The organism is Alterluteimonas muca (genome assembly GCF_021191595.1).
In the GTDB taxonomy this organism is placed as follows: Bacteria; Pseudomonadota; Gammaproteobacteria; order Xanthomonadales; family Xanthomonadaceae; genus Luteimonas; species Luteimonas muca.
Map to the genome: position 1 here is coordinate 1 of NZ_JAIWPS010000003.1, position 13,597 is coordinate 13,597.

General features: G+C 69.3%; 18 protein-coding genes and 3 pseudogenes. 11 read left to right on the plus strand and 10 right to left on the minus strand.

Annotation, left to right across the window (positions count from 1 at the left end; all coding sequences use genetic code 11):
* Nucleotides 1-412 precede the first annotated feature (412 nt).
* Nucleotides 413-517, minus strand: a pseudogene (locus LDO11_RS05615) (transposase); the annotation flags it as partial.
* A gap of 184 nt (nucleotides 518-701) precedes the next feature.
* On the opposite strand from LDO11_RS05615, the gene LDO11_RS05620 reads away from it, so the two are divergent.
* The 9 genes and pseudogenes from LDO11_RS05620 (at nucleotide 702) to LDO11_RS05660 (ending at nucleotide 4,663) form a co-directional block, all read left to right on the plus strand.
* Entirely contained in the window at nucleotides 702-980 is a 279-nt protein-coding gene (locus LDO11_RS05620; RefSeq protein ID WP_232140682.1) for a hypothetical protein, read from the plus strand.
* A 19-nt stretch (nucleotides 981-999) separates the two neighbouring features.
* Nucleotides 1,000-1,229: pseudogene (locus LDO11_RS15915) on the plus strand (VOC family protein).
* 62 nt (nucleotides 1,230-1,291) lie between these two features.
* On the plus strand, nucleotides 1,292-1,525 hold the full coding sequence (locus LDO11_RS05630; protein ID WP_232140683.1) for a PspC domain-containing protein: 234 nt from the start codon (nucleotides 1,292-1,294) through the stop codon (nucleotides 1,523-1,525).
* Nucleotides 1,526-1,534: 9 nt separating this feature from the next.
* On the plus strand, nucleotides 1,535-2,119 hold the full coding sequence (locus LDO11_RS05635; RefSeq protein ID WP_232140684.1) for an alpha/beta hydrolase: 585 nt from the start codon (nucleotides 1,535-1,537) through the stop codon (nucleotides 2,117-2,119).
* Between the two features lie 56 nt (nucleotides 2,120-2,175).
* Nucleotides 2,176-2,466 carry a hypothetical protein gene (locus LDO11_RS05640; protein ID WP_232140685.1) on the plus strand — a complete coding sequence of 97 codons (291 nt, stop codon included), beginning with the start codon at nucleotides 2,176-2,178 and terminating at the stop codon, nucleotides 2,464-2,466.
* A 56-nt stretch (nucleotides 2,467-2,522) separates the two neighbouring features.
* Entirely contained in the window at nucleotides 2,523-2,900 is a 378-nt protein-coding gene (locus LDO11_RS05645) for a PH domain-containing protein (RefSeq protein WP_129135513.1), read from the plus strand.
* Nucleotides 2,901-2,990: 90 nt separating this feature from the next.
* Nucleotides 2,991-3,494 (plus strand): SixA phosphatase family protein, encoded by a 504-nt coding sequence (locus LDO11_RS05650; RefSeq protein WP_232140686.1) that lies wholly within the window; start codon nucleotides 2,991-2,993, stop codon nucleotides 3,492-3,494.
* Nucleotides 3,495-3,533: 39 nt separating this feature from the next.
* The gene (locus tag LDO11_RS05655; RefSeq protein ID WP_232140687.1) at nucleotides 3,534-4,046 is read left to right on the plus strand and encodes a DNA-deoxyinosine glycosylase; all 513 of its coding nucleotides are present in this window, start codon (nucleotides 3,534-3,536) and stop codon (nucleotides 4,044-4,046) included.
* Between the two features lie 152 nt (nucleotides 4,047-4,198).
* Nucleotides 4,199-4,663 carry a hypothetical protein gene (locus LDO11_RS05660; protein ID WP_129135510.1) on the plus strand — a complete coding sequence of 155 codons (465 nt, stop codon included), beginning with the start codon at nucleotides 4,199-4,201 and terminating at the stop codon, nucleotides 4,661-4,663.
* Between the two features lie 38 nt (nucleotides 4,664-4,701).
* Here LDO11_RS05660 and LDO11_RS05665 read toward each other — a convergent pair whose 3' ends face one another.
* From LDO11_RS05665 to LDO11_RS05680, 4 genes and pseudogenes are all read right to left on the minus strand, one after another.
* Nucleotides 4,702-5,559 carry a pirin family protein gene (locus LDO11_RS05665; RefSeq protein WP_232140688.1) on the minus strand — a complete coding sequence of 286 codons (858 nt, stop codon included), beginning with the start codon at nucleotides 5,557-5,559 and terminating at the stop codon, nucleotides 4,702-4,704.
* 116 nt (nucleotides 5,560-5,675) lie between these two features.
* Nucleotides 5,676-6,287 (minus strand): inorganic diphosphatase, encoded by a 612-nt coding sequence (locus tag LDO11_RS05670; RefSeq protein ID WP_232140689.1) that lies wholly within the window; start codon nucleotides 6,285-6,287, stop codon nucleotides 5,676-5,678.
* On the minus strand, nucleotides 6,284-7,669 hold the full coding sequence (locus tag LDO11_RS05675; RefSeq protein WP_232140690.1) for a purple acid phosphatase family protein: 1,386 nt from the start codon (nucleotides 7,667-7,669) through the stop codon (nucleotides 6,284-6,286). The genes LDO11_RS05670 and LDO11_RS05675 overlap by 4 nt, the downstream gene beginning before the upstream one ends.
* Nucleotides 7,666-8,295 (minus strand): annotated as a pseudogene (locus LDO11_RS05680) (phytase); the annotation flags it as partial. The pseudogene LDO11_RS05680 and the gene LDO11_RS05675, both read right to left, overlap by 4 nt.
* 46 nt (nucleotides 8,296-8,341) lie before the next feature.
* Between LDO11_RS05680 and LDO11_RS15690 the strand changes: the two are divergent.
* Nucleotides 8,342-8,467, plus strand: a complete 126-nt coding sequence (locus tag LDO11_RS15690; RefSeq protein WP_255683302.1) for a hypothetical protein — start codon at nucleotides 8,342-8,344, stop codon at nucleotides 8,465-8,467.
* Between the two features lie 132 nt (nucleotides 8,468-8,599).
* Entirely contained in the window at nucleotides 8,600-9,232 is a 633-nt protein-coding gene (gene upp, locus LDO11_RS05685) for a uracil phosphoribosyltransferase (protein ID WP_232140691.1), read from the plus strand.
* A gap of 174 nt (nucleotides 9,233-9,406) precedes the next feature.
* On the opposite strand, the gene LDO11_RS05690 is transcribed toward upp, so the two are convergent.
* The 5 genes from LDO11_RS05690 to LDO11_RS05710 form a co-directional block, all read right to left on the minus strand.
* On the minus strand, nucleotides 9,407-10,099 hold the full coding sequence (locus LDO11_RS05690) for a TMEM43 family protein (protein WP_232140692.1): 693 nt from the start codon (nucleotides 10,097-10,099) through the stop codon (nucleotides 9,407-9,409).
* Between the two features lie 2 nt (nucleotides 10,100-10,101).
* Nucleotides 10,102-10,992 carry an MBL fold metallo-hydrolase gene (locus tag LDO11_RS05695; protein WP_232140693.1) on the minus strand — a complete coding sequence of 297 codons (891 nt, stop codon included), beginning with the start codon at nucleotides 10,990-10,992 and terminating at the stop codon, nucleotides 10,102-10,104.
* Entirely contained in the window at nucleotides 10,989-12,755 is a 1,767-nt protein-coding gene (gene ggt, locus LDO11_RS05700; RefSeq protein WP_232140694.1) for a gamma-glutamyltransferase, read from the minus strand. The genes LDO11_RS05695 and ggt overlap by 4 nt, the downstream gene beginning before the upstream one ends.
* Complete coding sequence (locus LDO11_RS05705; protein WP_232140695.1) at nucleotides 12,752-13,003, minus strand: YfhL family 4Fe-4S dicluster ferredoxin; 252 nt, start codon at nucleotides 13,001-13,003, stop codon at nucleotides 12,752-12,754. Before LDO11_RS05705 ends, ggt begins: the two co-directional genes overlap by 4 nt.
* A 97-nt stretch (nucleotides 13,004-13,100) precedes the next feature.
* Complete coding sequence (locus LDO11_RS05710; RefSeq protein WP_232140696.1) at nucleotides 13,101-13,589, minus strand: hypothetical protein; 489 nt, start codon at nucleotides 13,587-13,589, stop codon at nucleotides 13,101-13,103.
* Nucleotides 13,590-13,597 lie beyond the last annotated feature (8 nt).

Sequence of the window (13,597 nt, forward strand, 5' to 3'; positions counted from 1 at the left end):
ACTACATCGAGATGTTCTACAACCCGGTTCGTCGGCATGGTTCCGCTGGCGATGTCTCACCGGTAGAGTTCGAAAGGCGCTACGCGCAAAGCGGCCGATGAGTGTCTATGAAAATCTGGGCGGTCCACAATGCCGTAAGGAGCTTCCGGTCAACTCCGAGTGCATGAGCGCCGCGCCTGAGCGTTGAGGCATTTGCTGTTTTCCTGTTGTCGGTATTGCAGGAACACTCGCCAGAGTGATGGGTGATCGAAGCGTTGCCAGACTGCATTTCCGTAATCGGTCTTGCTGGATCGGTGTTGCTGATCCGGACCAGGGTAAAAACCGCACCCGAAGGCCTCTCTCATTCATCGGATTCGCCCATGCACGGGGATCAGCCGTGCCATGCGGGACGGCATTCGCCCGCTGCAAGCTGCTTCTCGCCCTGGATCAGCAACGTGCGCAGGTAGCTGTCGCCGCGGCGGCTGATCTCGCCCAGCCGTTGTTTGCCGCCGCTGGAGTGTTGCGTGGGGGTCAGGCCCCGATGCCGCCGGCATGCCCGCTTTCCCAAGCCCTCGGGCTTGCGCGAGGTGATGCCCGGAGGCTGGTGGTGCCCGGCATGCAATGCGAGGATTGCTCGGGATGGCCTGCTGCTCCCGGACTGACGCGTGTTCGACGGCCCGGGTGCCGGGCCAACTGACCGCCTCCGCAATCCAGCCTCGCGCATGAACCAGACACTCGTTCTCATCTTCTTTTTCGCGACCGCGCCGGTCGCGCTGATGCCCAGCGTGATCGCACTTGCAACCCGTCACCGCTCCCGCTTCCTGATTGCCGCCGCGAACGTGGCCCTGTGGGCCTGCATTTTCTTCCTGGCGCGGAGTTTTTCGCTCGACACATCGAGTGTGTTCCGTCTGCCGACCTATCTCGCGCTTCTGTCGTGGCTGGTGCTGTTGGGCTGGTCTGTCCGCCAGCGCCCGGCTGCGCCGCGGGGCGGGAAAACGTAACGCTGGGCCCGGGTTCGCCATGCAGCAGGCACTTGCCCACGTCTCGCTCCTGGTCCGTGATTACGACGAGGCCTTGGCGTTCTACGTCGGCACGCTCGGGTTCCGTCTGGTCGAGGACTCGCCACGCCCCGACGAAGGCAAGCGCTGGGTGGTGGTGGGACTGTGGCCGTATTCCGGGATCTGTATGGCAATCTCCGGGATCTGTTGCAGTACAACGGGTCGGCTGCGTCGAGCGTATCGACGGGGTGACCTCCCATCAGACCGGTGCCATGCATGGCGCCGCGGATCAGAGACCAGACCCGGGAGCCTCCATGTCATCGCCAGAGAAGCGTCGACTGACCCGGTCCCGGGACAAGTGGTTGTTCGGCGTCTGCGGTGGAATCGCCAGCCACTTCGGCTGGCGGCCCGGAAGCGTCCGGATCGCATGGTGTTTCGGCACACTGCTTACGGCCGGCGCCGGCGGAATCGTCGTCTATCTGTTGTTGGCGGCTGTCATGCCACCGCCGCCGCGGGGATTCGATATCAATGACTTCCGGGTGCAGTAGGCCGCCGCGATGAACCTGGCCAGACCACGTCGCTTTCCCGGACTCGCAGCACTCGTCCTGGCCGCGGGTATCGCTCTCACCGGCGGCATTGCCTCGGCTGCCGGCTACCAGCATCTCGAGATCCCGGGGTCGGATGGACAGCCGCCTGTCGAAGCCATCGTGTGGAGCCCCTGCGCGGCCGCTGCGGAAACGCAGCAGCTTGGGCCCTACGTGGTTCGAGGCATCCGGGATTGCGCGGTGTCGGGCGAGTCGCTGCCCTTGATCGTCGTGTCGCATGGACAGGGGGGCACGTCCCTCGGGCACCACGATACGGCGGAGGCGTTGGCCGATGCCGGTTTCGTGGTCGTGACCCTCAACCATCCCGGAGATACCTTCGGTGACGACTCCGGGGCGCAGCGACTGGACATCTTCGAGTCGCGGCCACGCGATGTGAGTCGTCGCCTATCTGGCGCCATGTCCACCTGCCTTCGAACACTCGGCGCGACGCATCTGCGAGGATCCGGACGGCTTCGACCGGCATGCGTGGCACCAGGCGATGAATGCCGCGGTGACGGCGTTCTCAGGCATCATCTGCAGGCCGAAGCCAGTCCATAAGCCTGCGCGTGGCATGCCCGTCTGACGGCACGGGCTGATTTTCCCGGGGAGGTGCGATGGACACGTTCTGGTTCGACGGCAATTCGCTCGCTGCACTCGCGATCGCTGGTGGTTTCATTTTCGCCGGCGCTCGGTTCCTCACTGCGAGGCATGCGTCGCGATCGACGCGCGTCGTGCTCGGATTGGCGCTCCTGGGCATCGGCCTGGGTTGCTGTTATCACCTGATCCATGTGATTGGCGATCCGACCGGCCGCCCGGTGTACCTGGGACTGGTTGCCGGCCTGGTGGGGCTCGGCATCAACCAGGCAATGGCGCCGCTGCGGGCAGCCGCCGGCCATGCCGACTGACCGTCCCGCCTCTGCGCACCACGACCCCGCCACACCTCCAATCCAAAGGTTCGACGATGGGAATTCTTGATGGGCTGCTCGGCAATGCGTCGAAGATCGACCCTGCGCGGATCCAGCAGGAGTTCGGCCGGGTGCTGGCGCCGGGGGAAACGGTGGAGCACGCGTACAAGCTCATCCGCGACTACTTCGTGTTCACCGACAAGCGCCTGGTGCTGGTCGACAAGCAGGGCCTGACCGGAAGCAAGGTGTCCTACCACTCGATCCCCTACCGCAGCGTGGTCCATTTCAGCGTGGAAACCGCTGGCTCGTTCGACCTCGATGCGGAGCTGAAGATCTGGCTGTCGGGCAATCCGGTGCCGATCCAGAGGCAGTTCAACAAGCAGCTCGACATCCACGAAGTGCAGAGCGTGCTCGCTTCGTATGTGCTGCGCTGACGCCTGCTGCGGGGCCGCCCGGCACCGCCGACTTTGTCAGCGCGTGCCGGCGCCGGCATCATGCACGGGCTGCCCCGATCCGGAACCCCGATGCGCCGCCTGCTGCTGTTGCCGCTGCTGATCCTCCTGTCCGCCTGTGCCGGCCTGCCGAAGCCGGGGTCGGACACCGTGTTCATCGTGGTGCGCCACGCGGAAAAGGCCGAGGCCCCGGCCGAGGATCCACCGTTGACCGCGGCCGGGCGCGCACGCGCGCAGGCGCTGGCGACACTGCTGGCCGATGTTCCGCTGTCGGCGATCTATTCCACGGCCACCCGCCGCACCCGCGAGACGGCACGCCCGCTGGCGGATGCCAAGGGGCTCGAGGTCCGCGAATACGACGGCAGCGCACCGCCCACGGAGACGGTGACGGTGATGCACCTGCGCCACGTCGGCCAGCAGGTGCTGGTGGTCGGCCACAGCAATACGGTGCCGATGCTGGTGTCCACCCTGTGCGCGTGCCCGGTGCGGCCGATCGACGAGAGCGTGTACGGCGAGGTCTACGAGGTCCGCATCCGCGCCGATGGCGATGCCCGGCTGTCGAAGCGCGAATTCTGAGTTGAGGGCGGCCGCGCGGCGCGATCCCGCTTCCGCGCCATGACGATGCTTGAAGGCCTGCCTGCGGTCGCCGCCGCGGATGCGCGCGTGCTGGTGCTGGGCAGCATGCCGGGCGCCGCCTCGCTCACGGCGCAGCAGTACTACGCGCATCCGCGCAACGCGTTCTGGCCGATCATGGGTGCGATCGCCGGCGCTGGCCCGCAACTGCCGTACCTGCAGCGCCTGCCGCGGCTGACCGATGCCGGTATCGCGCTGTGGGACGTGCTGGCCCACTGCGTGCGCGACGGCAGCCTGGATGCGCGGATCGACCCCGGCAGCATCGTGGTCAATGACTTCGACGCCTTCCTCGCCGCGCATCCACGGATCACGCTGGTGGCACTCAACGGCGGGACGGCGGCTCGCATGTTCGCCCGGCATGTGGCGCCGTCGCTGCGGCGGTACGTCACCACCACCACCCTGCCCTCCACCAGCCCGGCCCATGCCGCGATGCGCCTCGAGGAGAAGCTGGCCGCATGGCGGTCGGCGATCATGCCGCATCTGCAACCACGCTAGCGGCGGTGTCCTGCGCTCACGTGTGACCGATCTGGCCGAAAGTGCGACGCAGTTCGCAATTTGTAATGGCGCCCGCACAGGTCTAAGGTCGTGAGCGGGAAGGTCCGATGCGCGATGGGGATCGCGCGGTGACCAACAAGGGGGAATGTCGAATGACCAGAACCACACGCCGGCTGCCGCGCGCCGCTGCCGCCATCCTGCTGTCCACGCTGTTCGCGCCGCTGGCATACGCCCAGCAGGCCGACGAATGCCCTCGCCTGCCCGGCGATGCGGCGCTCACCTGGACGCAGCGCAGCAGCGATTCATTCCTGATCTGCCGGGCCACCGATGCCGACGGCCGCGAGGCATTCGGCCTGTACCTGGCCGGCAGTTCGCCGTTCGAGCCGGCACGCAGCAACCGCGAGGAGCGCGGCGTGGTGGCCGGGCAGGAGATCCGCTGGTATCGCGGCGAGGTGGCGGCGGACCCGTCGACCCTGGTGCGCGAGACGCTGGTGGAACTCGACAACGGCCAGGTCATGCACGTGTGGCTGCATGCGCGCACCAGCGAGCAGCTGCAGGAGAACCAGCGGCTGGTGGAATCGCTGCGCTTCGACGAGGCGCGGTTCTCGGCGAACTGAGGGCTGCGGCGACCGCGATACGGTCGCCTTGCAGCCCGCTAGAAGCGGCCTTCCTGGAAGTCGACGAAGGCCTGCATCAGTTCCTCGCGGGTGTTCATGACGAAGGGGCCGTGGCGGGCGACCGGCTCGCGCAGCGGCCGACCGGCGACGATGATCGCGCGCGTCGCGACGTCCGCCCGTAGGCGCAGCACATCACCACCGCCCAGCACCGCGAGTTCCTGCGCCGGCAGCGGCCGCGCGTCATCGCCCTCGCCCACGGTCAGCGCGCCTTCGTAGACATAGACGAAGGCGTTGTGGCCTTCCGGCAGCAGGTGCGTCCAGTCACGGCCTGCGTCCAGGGCGAGGTCGAGATACAGCGGGTCGGTGGCCGGCTGGGCGATCGGGCCCGCGACACCGTCGACCTCGCCGGCGATCACCCTGACCTCGACGCCTTCGGCCGGGCGCACCAGCGGGATGCGCTCGGGGCCGAACTCCTGGTAGCGCGGAGCGGTCATCTTGTCCCTCGCCGGCAGGTTCACCCACAACTGGAAGCCGCGCATGCGGCCGGCTTCCTGCTCGGGCATTTCCGAATGCACCAGGCCGCTGCCGGCGGTCATCCACTGCACGCCGCCGGGTACCAGCAGCCCCTCATGGCCCTTGTTGTCGCGATGGCGCATGCGGCCGTCGAGCATGTAGGTCACGGTCTCGAAGCCGCGGTGCGGATGTTCCGGGAAGCCGGCGATGTAGTCCTCGGCGCGATCGGTACCGAATTCGTCGAGCAGCAGGAACGGATCGAGGTCGGGAAGCTGGGGGCTGCCGATCACGCGGGTCAGGCGTACGCCGGCGCCGTCCGAGGCGGGCATGCCGCGCAGCCGGCCGGCAACACGGGCGTAGCGGATCGGGTCGATGGCGCTCATGTGCGGATCCGGTGGATGGACATGCCGCAAGGATGGGGTCGCCCCGGGTCTTGGGCAGGGGCAGGCATGGAACGCAGGGTTGCAGAACGCGGGCCGACGCAGCGTGACCCGTGCCGTCAGTGCCCACCGGCGCTGGCGAAGCGCTCCATGGCCTCGCGCAACAGCGCGCGCGCCTGCGCTGCGTCGCCCCAGCCGCCCAGCTCGATACGGCGACTGTCCTCGCGCGAGGGCAGATCCTTGTAGACGCGGAAGAAGCCCTCGATCCGCTGCAACTCGGCAGACGGCAGGTCGCCGAGGTCGCGGATGCCGGAATACGTGGGATCCACCGCGTCGACCGGAACGCCGATGAGCTTCTCGTCGTCCTCGCCACCGTCGCGCATGCGCAGCACGCCGACCGGACGCATCCGCACCAGCACGCCGGGCTGCAGCGGAACGCGGGTGAGGACGAGCGCGTCGAGCGGGTCGCCATCGCCGCCCAGCGTCGACGGCAGCGATCCGTAGTTGGCCGGATATGCAACCGCCATCGACATGAAGCGGTCGGCGTACAGGAGGCCATCCCCGCCCAGCTCGTACTTGACCTGGCCACCGGTGGGGATCTCCACCGCCAACAGCGCTTCGGCCGGAGCCGCTTCCGGCTGCGCCACGTGCAGCGGGTGCGCAGCCTGCGCGGATGCCAGCGGTGCGGCCAGCGTGACGAGCAACGCCAGCACGACACCGGCTGGCGTCACTCCCAGCATCGGTCCGCCCGGCCCTTGGGCGTTGCGTCGCGCGGGCAGTCGCGCTGCGGAATGCGCGCGTCCGGATGCTCGACCAGGCGCGTGTGGTCGCCCTCGCGGTGCAGTTCGAACGCGTCGTAGAGGCGGCCGGTGGCCGTGCGTGCCTCGTACGCCAACCGGGCACCATCCATACGCAGCACCTGGAACAGCTGGGTATCCTCCGCCACCGGATCCATGTCGCGACGCGCCTGCGGCGAGACCCGGTACTGCTTGGCGCCGGCCACGCTCACCACGTACTGCGGCGTCGCCTGGTCAGTCAGCCCGCCGCGGCGCCCGTAGACATGGTCGTGGCCCTGCAGCACCAGATCGACGCGATGCGCTTCCAGCACCGGCAGGATGTGCTCGCGCAGCAGCGCGTTGTCGCGGTCCTGCCGCGGCGAGAACATCGGCTGGTGGATCGTCACGATCGTCCACGTGCGGGTGTTGGCGCGCAGCACGCCGTCGAGCCAGGCCGCCTGCGCCTGCGCGGTCCCGAGGTCGAGCGCCGAGGTGCCGTCGAGCACCACCACGCGTGCATCGTGGGCATCGAACCAGTAGGTCGTCGCCTCCGTCCCCGGGGCGCCATTGTCCGGCAGAACAAAGGTGCGCGGCCAGTGCGCGCCAAGCACGCGCCGCTCCTGCGGGGTGTCCTCGAACTCCTTGAAGTACTCGTGGTTGCCCGCCGTCGGTGCGATGGCCGTGGTTGAGGCCACCGGCCCCACGGCATCGAACCACTCTCCCCATTCGTTGTCGTCCTCGCCGCCGCCGCCGCTGACCAGGTCGCCTGCATACAGCGCGAGCCGCGCGTCCGGTGCGTGCCGCAGCGCTTCGAGCATTACGCGCGAGACCAGGCTGGCGTTCTGGTTCTGGGTGTCGCCGAAGTAGAGGAGCGTGAGTGGCGCGCCGGGGTCGGCCGCGGTGCGCATCTGTCGCCACGGGCTCCACGTGCCCTGCCCCTGCACGCGCCACGCATAGAGCGTGTCGGGTTCGAGGCCGTCGATGTGAACTTGGTGATGGTGCGCGGGGCCGTTCTCGGTCGCCAATGCCTGCGTCGCGGCGCGCACCCGGCGCACCGCGCCCGGGTCGGGCGAGTCGGTCGCGACCGCAAGCTCCACCCACGGCGATTCCACCCCGGCGCCGGTCCGCCATGCGATGCCGAGCCCGCGCGCGGCATCCTGCGAGGGCGCGGCGATGATCCGGTCGGGAAAGGCACCTGGGGCATAGCGCATCACGCCCTTTGGCACCAGCGTGTTCGGTTCCGACCGCGGTGCAGCGTCCTGTGTCGCCGCCTGCAGCGGCAACACCGCCAGCAGCGCCACCGCGAGCGCATGGCGAATGCCTCGGGCGCGGATCATGGCGCCACCTCGCAGGCCGGCAGGTCGAGCGCCGAGGCGACGTCACGCCAGTCGAACGCGACCAGGCCCTGGTCGTCGTGCACCGCGTACAGCGCGCCCTGCGGGAAGCGCTGCGTCGCGCGCTGCTCGAGCCAGATGCCGTCGGTGTTGGCCACCGTGCCGCCGACGAAGCCGCCGGTGTAGTCCAGCGTGCGGCGGTCGAACAGGTGGAACACGGTCGCGTCCCTGGCCTGCTCGGTGGTGATCCACCAGCCTTCTCCATCCGCACATCGCGCCAGCGCGATGCCCTCGGCCTGCGCGGAGAAACGTTCGCCGCCCAGCCGCTGCCCGCTGTAGTGGCCGTCGAGCGAATAGACCTTGAACTCGTTGGCGTAGCGCTCGTCCTCCTCGGCGATCAGCAGTCGGTCGTTCTCCGCGTCACCCCAGATCGACTCGACCACCCGCAACGCACCTTCCGGCGATGTGTCGCCGAACGTGCCAGCCAGGCGCGCATGGTAGCCCTCGCCCTCGCGGCGCAGTTCGTAGCGCTTCACCCGGCGATCGAGCTCTTCCAGCGGCGGCAGGATGTCCTCGCCGTCGGCGTCCTCGCCGGCCATGTAGGCGTCGGTGACGTAGAGCACGTAGCCGCCATCGCCGGGCACCACCAGCTACCGCTTCGACAGCGGATGGGCCGTGTTCGGCGAAGTCAACAACATCACCGACACGCGCCAGGTCCGCTTCCAGGGCCAGCGCAACCGCGTGCTGGAGATGGAAGGGTTCGGCCGGTCCTGGCTGGCGGGCGTGCGTTACCAGTTCTGATCCACGTCCGGCGACGCGGAGGGGCCGGGAGACCGGCCCTTCCGCGACGGGGCGGGAGAAAGGCGGCATGCGGGGATGCAATCGGCCGGAGTCCTGCGCCACACTGGCGGCCGCACTCTCGTCGGGCCGTCCATGAAGATCGTCGAAATCCGCCATCCCCTCGTCCAGCACAAGATCGGCCTGCTGCGCGATGCCGACCTGCCCACCAAAGGTTTCCGCGAGCTGGTCACCGAACTGGGCATGCTGCTGGCCTACGAGGCCACCGCCGACCTCGAGACCGAGCCTGCGGTACAGCGCGGATGGGCGGGTGAGGTGGAGGTGCGGCGCATCGCCGGTGCCAAGATCACCCTGGTGCCGATCCTGCGTGCCGGCCTGGGCATGTTGAACGGCGTGCTGTCGCTGATTCCGGCGGCCAAGGTGAGCGTGGTCGGCCTGCAGCGCGACGAGGAAACGCTGCAGCCGGTGCCCTATTTCGAGCGTCTTACCGGGCGGCTGGACGAGCGCGATGCGCTGATCCTCGACCCGATGCTGGCAACGGGCGGCACCCTGATCGCCACCGTCGACATGCTCAAGCGCGCCGGCGCGCGACGCATCCGCGCGATCTTCCTGGTGGCGGCGCCTGAAGGTCTGCGCGCCCTCGAGGCGGCGCACCCGGATGTGGAGGTCTACACGGCAGCGATCGATGAGCGCCTCAACGAGAAGGGCTACATTCTTCCGGGCCTCGGCGACGCGGGGGACCGCATCTTCGGGACGCGGGTGGGGTGAGCGGACGGCGTCCAACGCAGGCCCGCGCGCACTCTTGCGGCGGCCCGGCATAACGCATGCGCTGAACGCGAGGGTATTCACGCGCAGACGCGGTCAGGGATTCCGGTGTGGGCTGCCGTCCGTACGACCGGGACCGCAGCCCGTGCTCGTGGGCCTGGTCCCTTTGCTGCGATTTCACCGTCGCCGCTGCTGCCGCCAGGCCAGGGCGGCGAGGATTACGAGCAGCAAGGCCGCGGCCAGCCAATAGCGGCGCGGTCCCGGATCGTTGAGGGGCGCGGGCGTCGCTGGCGCCACGGAAGGGACCGTCACCTGCTCGCTATCGGCCGCAACAGGAATCCAGCCGCCGTCTCTTTCGATGAAGCCCACGCCGTCGGGCAGCACCAGCTCCGACCAGCGCAGTCGCAGGTCGCCCGGTTGCGGCGCCATCGGATCGGCCGCGGTGGTGAGCACTTCGCCGGCGGACTGGAAGGTCGCCGCCAGGTTCGGTGGCAGACGCGCCGTATCCGGATGCAGCAGCCGCCACTCGCCCAGCTCTGCGACCAGCGCATGCGGCAGCTCGCCGCCATCGGGCATTCGCGCATCCGCATGCCATTCCACCGCGACGAACGGCAGCGCGGCGGGATTGCGGTGCCCGGCCGCGAGCCCGGTGGACGGCACCACGGCGTCGCGCCAGTCGAGCCGGTCGCCCTGTGTGCCCGGCACCCACTGCAGCATCTGGACTTCGCGGCGCAACGCGTAGGCGTCGCTGGTGATGCCGAATTCGGGATCGACCAGCCGCTCCGACGACCGCGGCCGGACCGGCGTATCCGGCGCCTGCGCCTGCGCGGTGCCAAGCGCCACCAGCAGGAGCAGGCAGGCGATACGCATGCTCAGCCGCCGAGCGGCCGCGCCTGCAGCGAGGCGACCTCGTTGCTGGTCGCGTAGCGGCCACGTTCGTCGCGCACCACGCGCGCAAGCGCGATATCCGGATCGTGGGTAAAGAACAGATGCACGTTGCGCGCCAGCGCGTCGGCCAGCAGCGCATCCTTTTCGTCGATCAGGAGCTCGGGATTGCGGTCGTATCCCATGGTGATCGGTACATGCACCCACGGGCGACCGGGCACCAGATCGGCGCAGAACACCACGCCACCGTGCGGCTGGCCGTCGACGCGCTCGGGACCGACGATCTCGGCCAGCATCATCCCCGGCGTGTGGCCATCGCTGTAGCGGAAGCGCACCGCATCGCCCAGCAGCGGCGAACGATCGCCTTCGACGAACTGCAGGCGGCCGCTGGCTTTCAGCAGGCCCGGCAGCTCGGGAATGAAGCTTGCGCGGTCGCGCGCGTGCGGCTTCGTGGCGCGCGCCCAGTGCGGGCGGCTGGTCAGGAAGGTGGCGTTCGGAAACAGCAGCTCCGGCGCCCGGCCTTCGCTCCACGCCGACAGCAGGCCGCCGGCGTGGTCGAAGTGCAGGTGCGACAGCACCACCACGTCGATGTCCTCGTGCGAGAAGCCGGCATCGGCCAGCGAATCGAGCAGCACGTGGTGCTCCTCGACCACGCCGTAGCGGTCGCGCAGTGCGGGGTCGAAGAACGCACCGATGCCGGTCTCGAACAGCACGGTCTTTCCGTTGAGCGGCGTTGCCAGCAGCGCGCGCGTGGCCAGCGGGATACGGTTGCGCTCGTCGGGCTGCGACCAGCGCGTCCACAGCGCGCGCGGCGCGTTGCCGAACATCGCGCCGCCATCGAGCTGCTGGGAATTGCCCTGCAGGGACCAGAGCTTCATGGCGCAGGCGTGGTCGCGCGCAGCTCCACCCTCGCCTCGCCGACTTCGTTGCGTGGGTCGGTGCCGCCTTCCAGGGTGTTGTCGACGCGGTTCCACAGCACCGTCTGCAGGTTGCCCCACACATGGCTGGAGCCGCGACCGCCTTCGGCCTCGTCGGGCGGCAGGTTGAGCTCGTGGCCCATCGCGCGCAGCGCAGTCGCGGTCGGGGCATCGAACATGCCGCGTTCGGCCGAGACCACGTCGGGCATCCACTGGTGGTGGAAGCGCGGCAGGGCGGCCACCTCCTGCGCACCGAGGCCGGCGTCGTAGCCGAGCATGCCCAGCAGCACCATGGTGATGATGCGCGAGCCGCCCGGCGTGCCGAGCACGGCGATGCGGTCCGGAAGCACCATGAAGCTGGGCGTCATCGAACTCAGCATGCGCTTGCCCGGTGCCGGCGCATTGGCCTCGAAACCCATTACCCCGAACGCGTTCGGCGTGCCGGGCTTGAGCGCGAAGTCGTCCATCTCGTTGTTGAGCAGCACGCCCGTGCCCGGCGGGATCAGCCCGGAGCCGTACAGCAGGTTGACGGTCTGCGTGCCGGCCACGCGGTTGCCGTCGGCATCGATGATCGAGAAATGGGTGGTTTCCTCGTCCTCGAGCGGGGTGGGCTCACCGGAAAGCAGGTCGCTGGGCGTGGCCTTCGACGGATGGATGGTGGCGCGCAGGCCGGCGGCGTAGTCGCGACTGGTCAGCACGCCCTGCGGGATGTCGACGAAGTCCGGATCGCCCAGGTAGAAGGTGCGGTCGCGGAACGCGCGACGCATCGACTCGATGGTGAGGTGGGCACGGGTGGCCGGCTCGAGCGCGGTGAGATCGTAGGGTTCGAGGATCTGCAGCATCTGCGCCAGCGCGATGCCACCCGATGACGGCGGCGGCGCGGTCACGATCTCCCAGCCGCGATAGCCGAAGCGGATCGGCTCACGCTCGACCACGTGGTAGGCGGCAAGCTCGTCGGCGGTCCACTCGCCGCCTTCGGCACGCACGCCGTCGATCAGCAGCTTCGCGGTTTCCCCGCGGTAGAAACCGTCGAAGCCTTCGACGGCCAGCCGCTCCAGGGTGCGGGCGAGATCGGGCTGGCGGAAGATGTCGCCGTCACGCAGCGGCCGGCCGTTGGCGAGGAACACCTCGCGGGTACCGGGGTAGCGCTCCATGACCGCCCGGCGGCGCTCGTAGCCGCGGGTCATGCGCCCGTAGGCGGGGAAACCCTCGCGCGCGGCGTGGATGGCCGGCGCCAGCGACCGCGCCAGCGGCAGCTTCCCGTAGCGCTCGGCGAGGTGGACGAAGGCGGCGGGAAGCCCCGGGATGCCGGCAGCCCACGGGCCGTTCTCGGCGCGGTCGCGGTCGAATTCGCCATCGGCGGTGAGGTAGCGGTCCGGGGTGGCCGCGGCCGGCGCGGTCTCGCGCGCGTCGATGAAGATGTCGCGGCCGCTGGCGGCGTCGTGCAGCAGGAAGAACCCGCCGCCGCCGATGCCGGAGCTGATCGGCTCGACCACCGACAGCGTGGCCGACACCGCGATCGCGGCGTCGAACGCATTGCCGCCCTCGCGCAGGATGCGCAGGCCGGCGTCGGTGGCCAGCGAATGCGCCGATGCCACGGCGGCGCCGGGCGGGCGCTCCGCGAGCGGCGTACGGCTGCCGTCAGCGGCGGCCAGCGGGGCGACGAACAGGCACAGCGTCAGCAGCAGCCACCAGGCTGCCGGGCGCCGGATGGCGTGGGTCATTCGGAATCCTCCAGCCGTCGCAGCTTGGCCAGCAGCTGCTCCGGGGTCTCGGGAAATGCGGGGTCCGGGTCGATGCATTCGACCGGGCATACCATCACGCACTGCGGCTCATCGTGATGGCCCACGCACTCGGTGCACAGGGCGGGGTCGATCACGTAGATCGCCGCACCCATGGTGATCGCCTTGTTGGGGCAGACCGGCTCGCAGACGTCGCAGTTGACGCAGAGCTCGTTGATCTTCAGCGCCATGGCGGCGCCTCCGTGCTCACCCGCCGCGGGCGGGCGGTGCCGACCTCCCCGGCGCGGGCCGGGGAGGCGACAGCGGATGTGGGACGGTGGCCTGCGGTCACTTCGCCTCGACGAAGCGGTACTCGACGCCGGCCGGCGCCACCGCTGCCTCGACGCGCGGGTTCTCTTCCGCGGAACCGAGATACACCACGCGCACGCCCTGCATCGTGTTCTCCGGAACGCCCTCGAACGCGGCGACCACGAGATCCGCGACGCGGTTCGGGTTCGGACCGGCATAGGCCAGCAGGTTGCCGCGGATGATGCCGCGCTGCAGGTCGAGGCGGGCCTTGTCGAGCAGGCGCTCGTAGTTGCCCTCGAAGTCCTCGGTGGTCTCGCCGGGGACCAGGTAGATGTAGGGCTGGTTGGTGATGCCTTCCATGTGGCGCGGCACCTGGTCCTGCAGGTAGGTGCGCCAGGACGCGCTGTCCTCGGTGGTCGGCACCGGCACCGCGGCGCGCTCGACCTGCTGCGGCGCCTCTTCCTTCTGGCACGCGGCCAGCGGCAGGGCCAGGCAGGCGGCCAGCAGCATGTTGTTGATGGTCTTCATGGTGGAGT

Bases quoted from the DNA above. Each gene is read 5' to 3' on its own strand.
- LDO11_RS05620 (WP_232140682.1), top strand. From the start codon at position 702: ATGAACCAGACACTCGTTCTCATCTTCTTTTTCGCGACCGCGCCGGTC.
- LDO11_RS05630 (WP_232140683.1), top strand. From the start codon at position 1,292: ATGTCATCGCCAGAGAAGCGTCGACTGACCCGGTCCCGGGACAAGTGG.
- LDO11_RS05635 (WP_232140684.1), top strand. From the start codon at position 1,535: ATGAACCTGGCCAGACCACGTCGCTTTCCCGGACTCGCAGCACTCGTC.
- LDO11_RS05640 (WP_232140685.1), top strand. From the start codon at position 2,176: ATGGACACGTTCTGGTTCGACGGCAATTCGCTCGCTGCACTCGCGATC.
- LDO11_RS05645 (WP_129135513.1), top strand. From the start codon at position 2,523: ATGGGAATTCTTGATGGGCTGCTCGGCAATGCGTCGAAGATCGACCCT.
- LDO11_RS05650 (WP_232140686.1), top strand. From the start codon at position 2,991: ATGCGCCGCCTGCTGCTGTTGCCGCTGCTGATCCTCCTGTCCGCCTGT.
- LDO11_RS05655 (WP_232140687.1), top strand. From the start codon at position 3,534: ATGACGATGCTTGAAGGCCTGCCTGCGGTCGCCGCCGCGGATGCGCGC.
- LDO11_RS05660 (WP_129135510.1), top strand. From the start codon at position 4,199: ATGACCAGAACCACACGCCGGCTGCCGCGCGCCGCTGCCGCCATCCTG.
- LDO11_RS05665 (WP_232140688.1), bottom strand. From the start codon at position 5,559: ATGAGCGCCATCGACCCGATCCGCTACGCCCGTGTTGCCGGCCGGCTG.
- LDO11_RS05675 (WP_232140690.1), bottom strand. From the start codon at position 7,669: ATGATCCGCGCCCGAGGCATTCGCCATGCGCTCGCGGTGGCGCTGCTG.
- upp (WP_232140691.1), top strand. From the start codon at position 8,600: ATGAAGATCGTCGAAATCCGCCATCCCCTCGTCCAGCACAAGATCGGC.
- LDO11_RS05690 (WP_232140692.1), bottom strand. From the start codon at position 10,099: ATGCGTATCGCCTGCCTGCTCCTGCTGGTGGCGCTTGGCACCGCGCAG.
- LDO11_RS05695 (WP_232140693.1), bottom strand. From the start codon at position 10,992: ATGAAGCTCTGGTCCCTGCAGGGCAATTCCCAGCAGCTCGATGGCGGC.
- ggt (WP_232140694.1), bottom strand. From the start codon at position 12,755: ATGACCCACGCCATCCGGCGCCCGGCAGCCTGGTGGCTGCTGCTGACG.
- LDO11_RS05705 (WP_232140695.1), bottom strand. From the start codon at position 13,003: ATGGCGCTGAAGATCAACGAGCTCTGCGTCAACTGCGACGTCTGCGAG.
- LDO11_RS05710 (WP_232140696.1), bottom strand. From the start codon at position 13,589: ATGAAGACCATCAACAACATGCTGCTGGCCGCCTGCCTGGCCCTGCCG.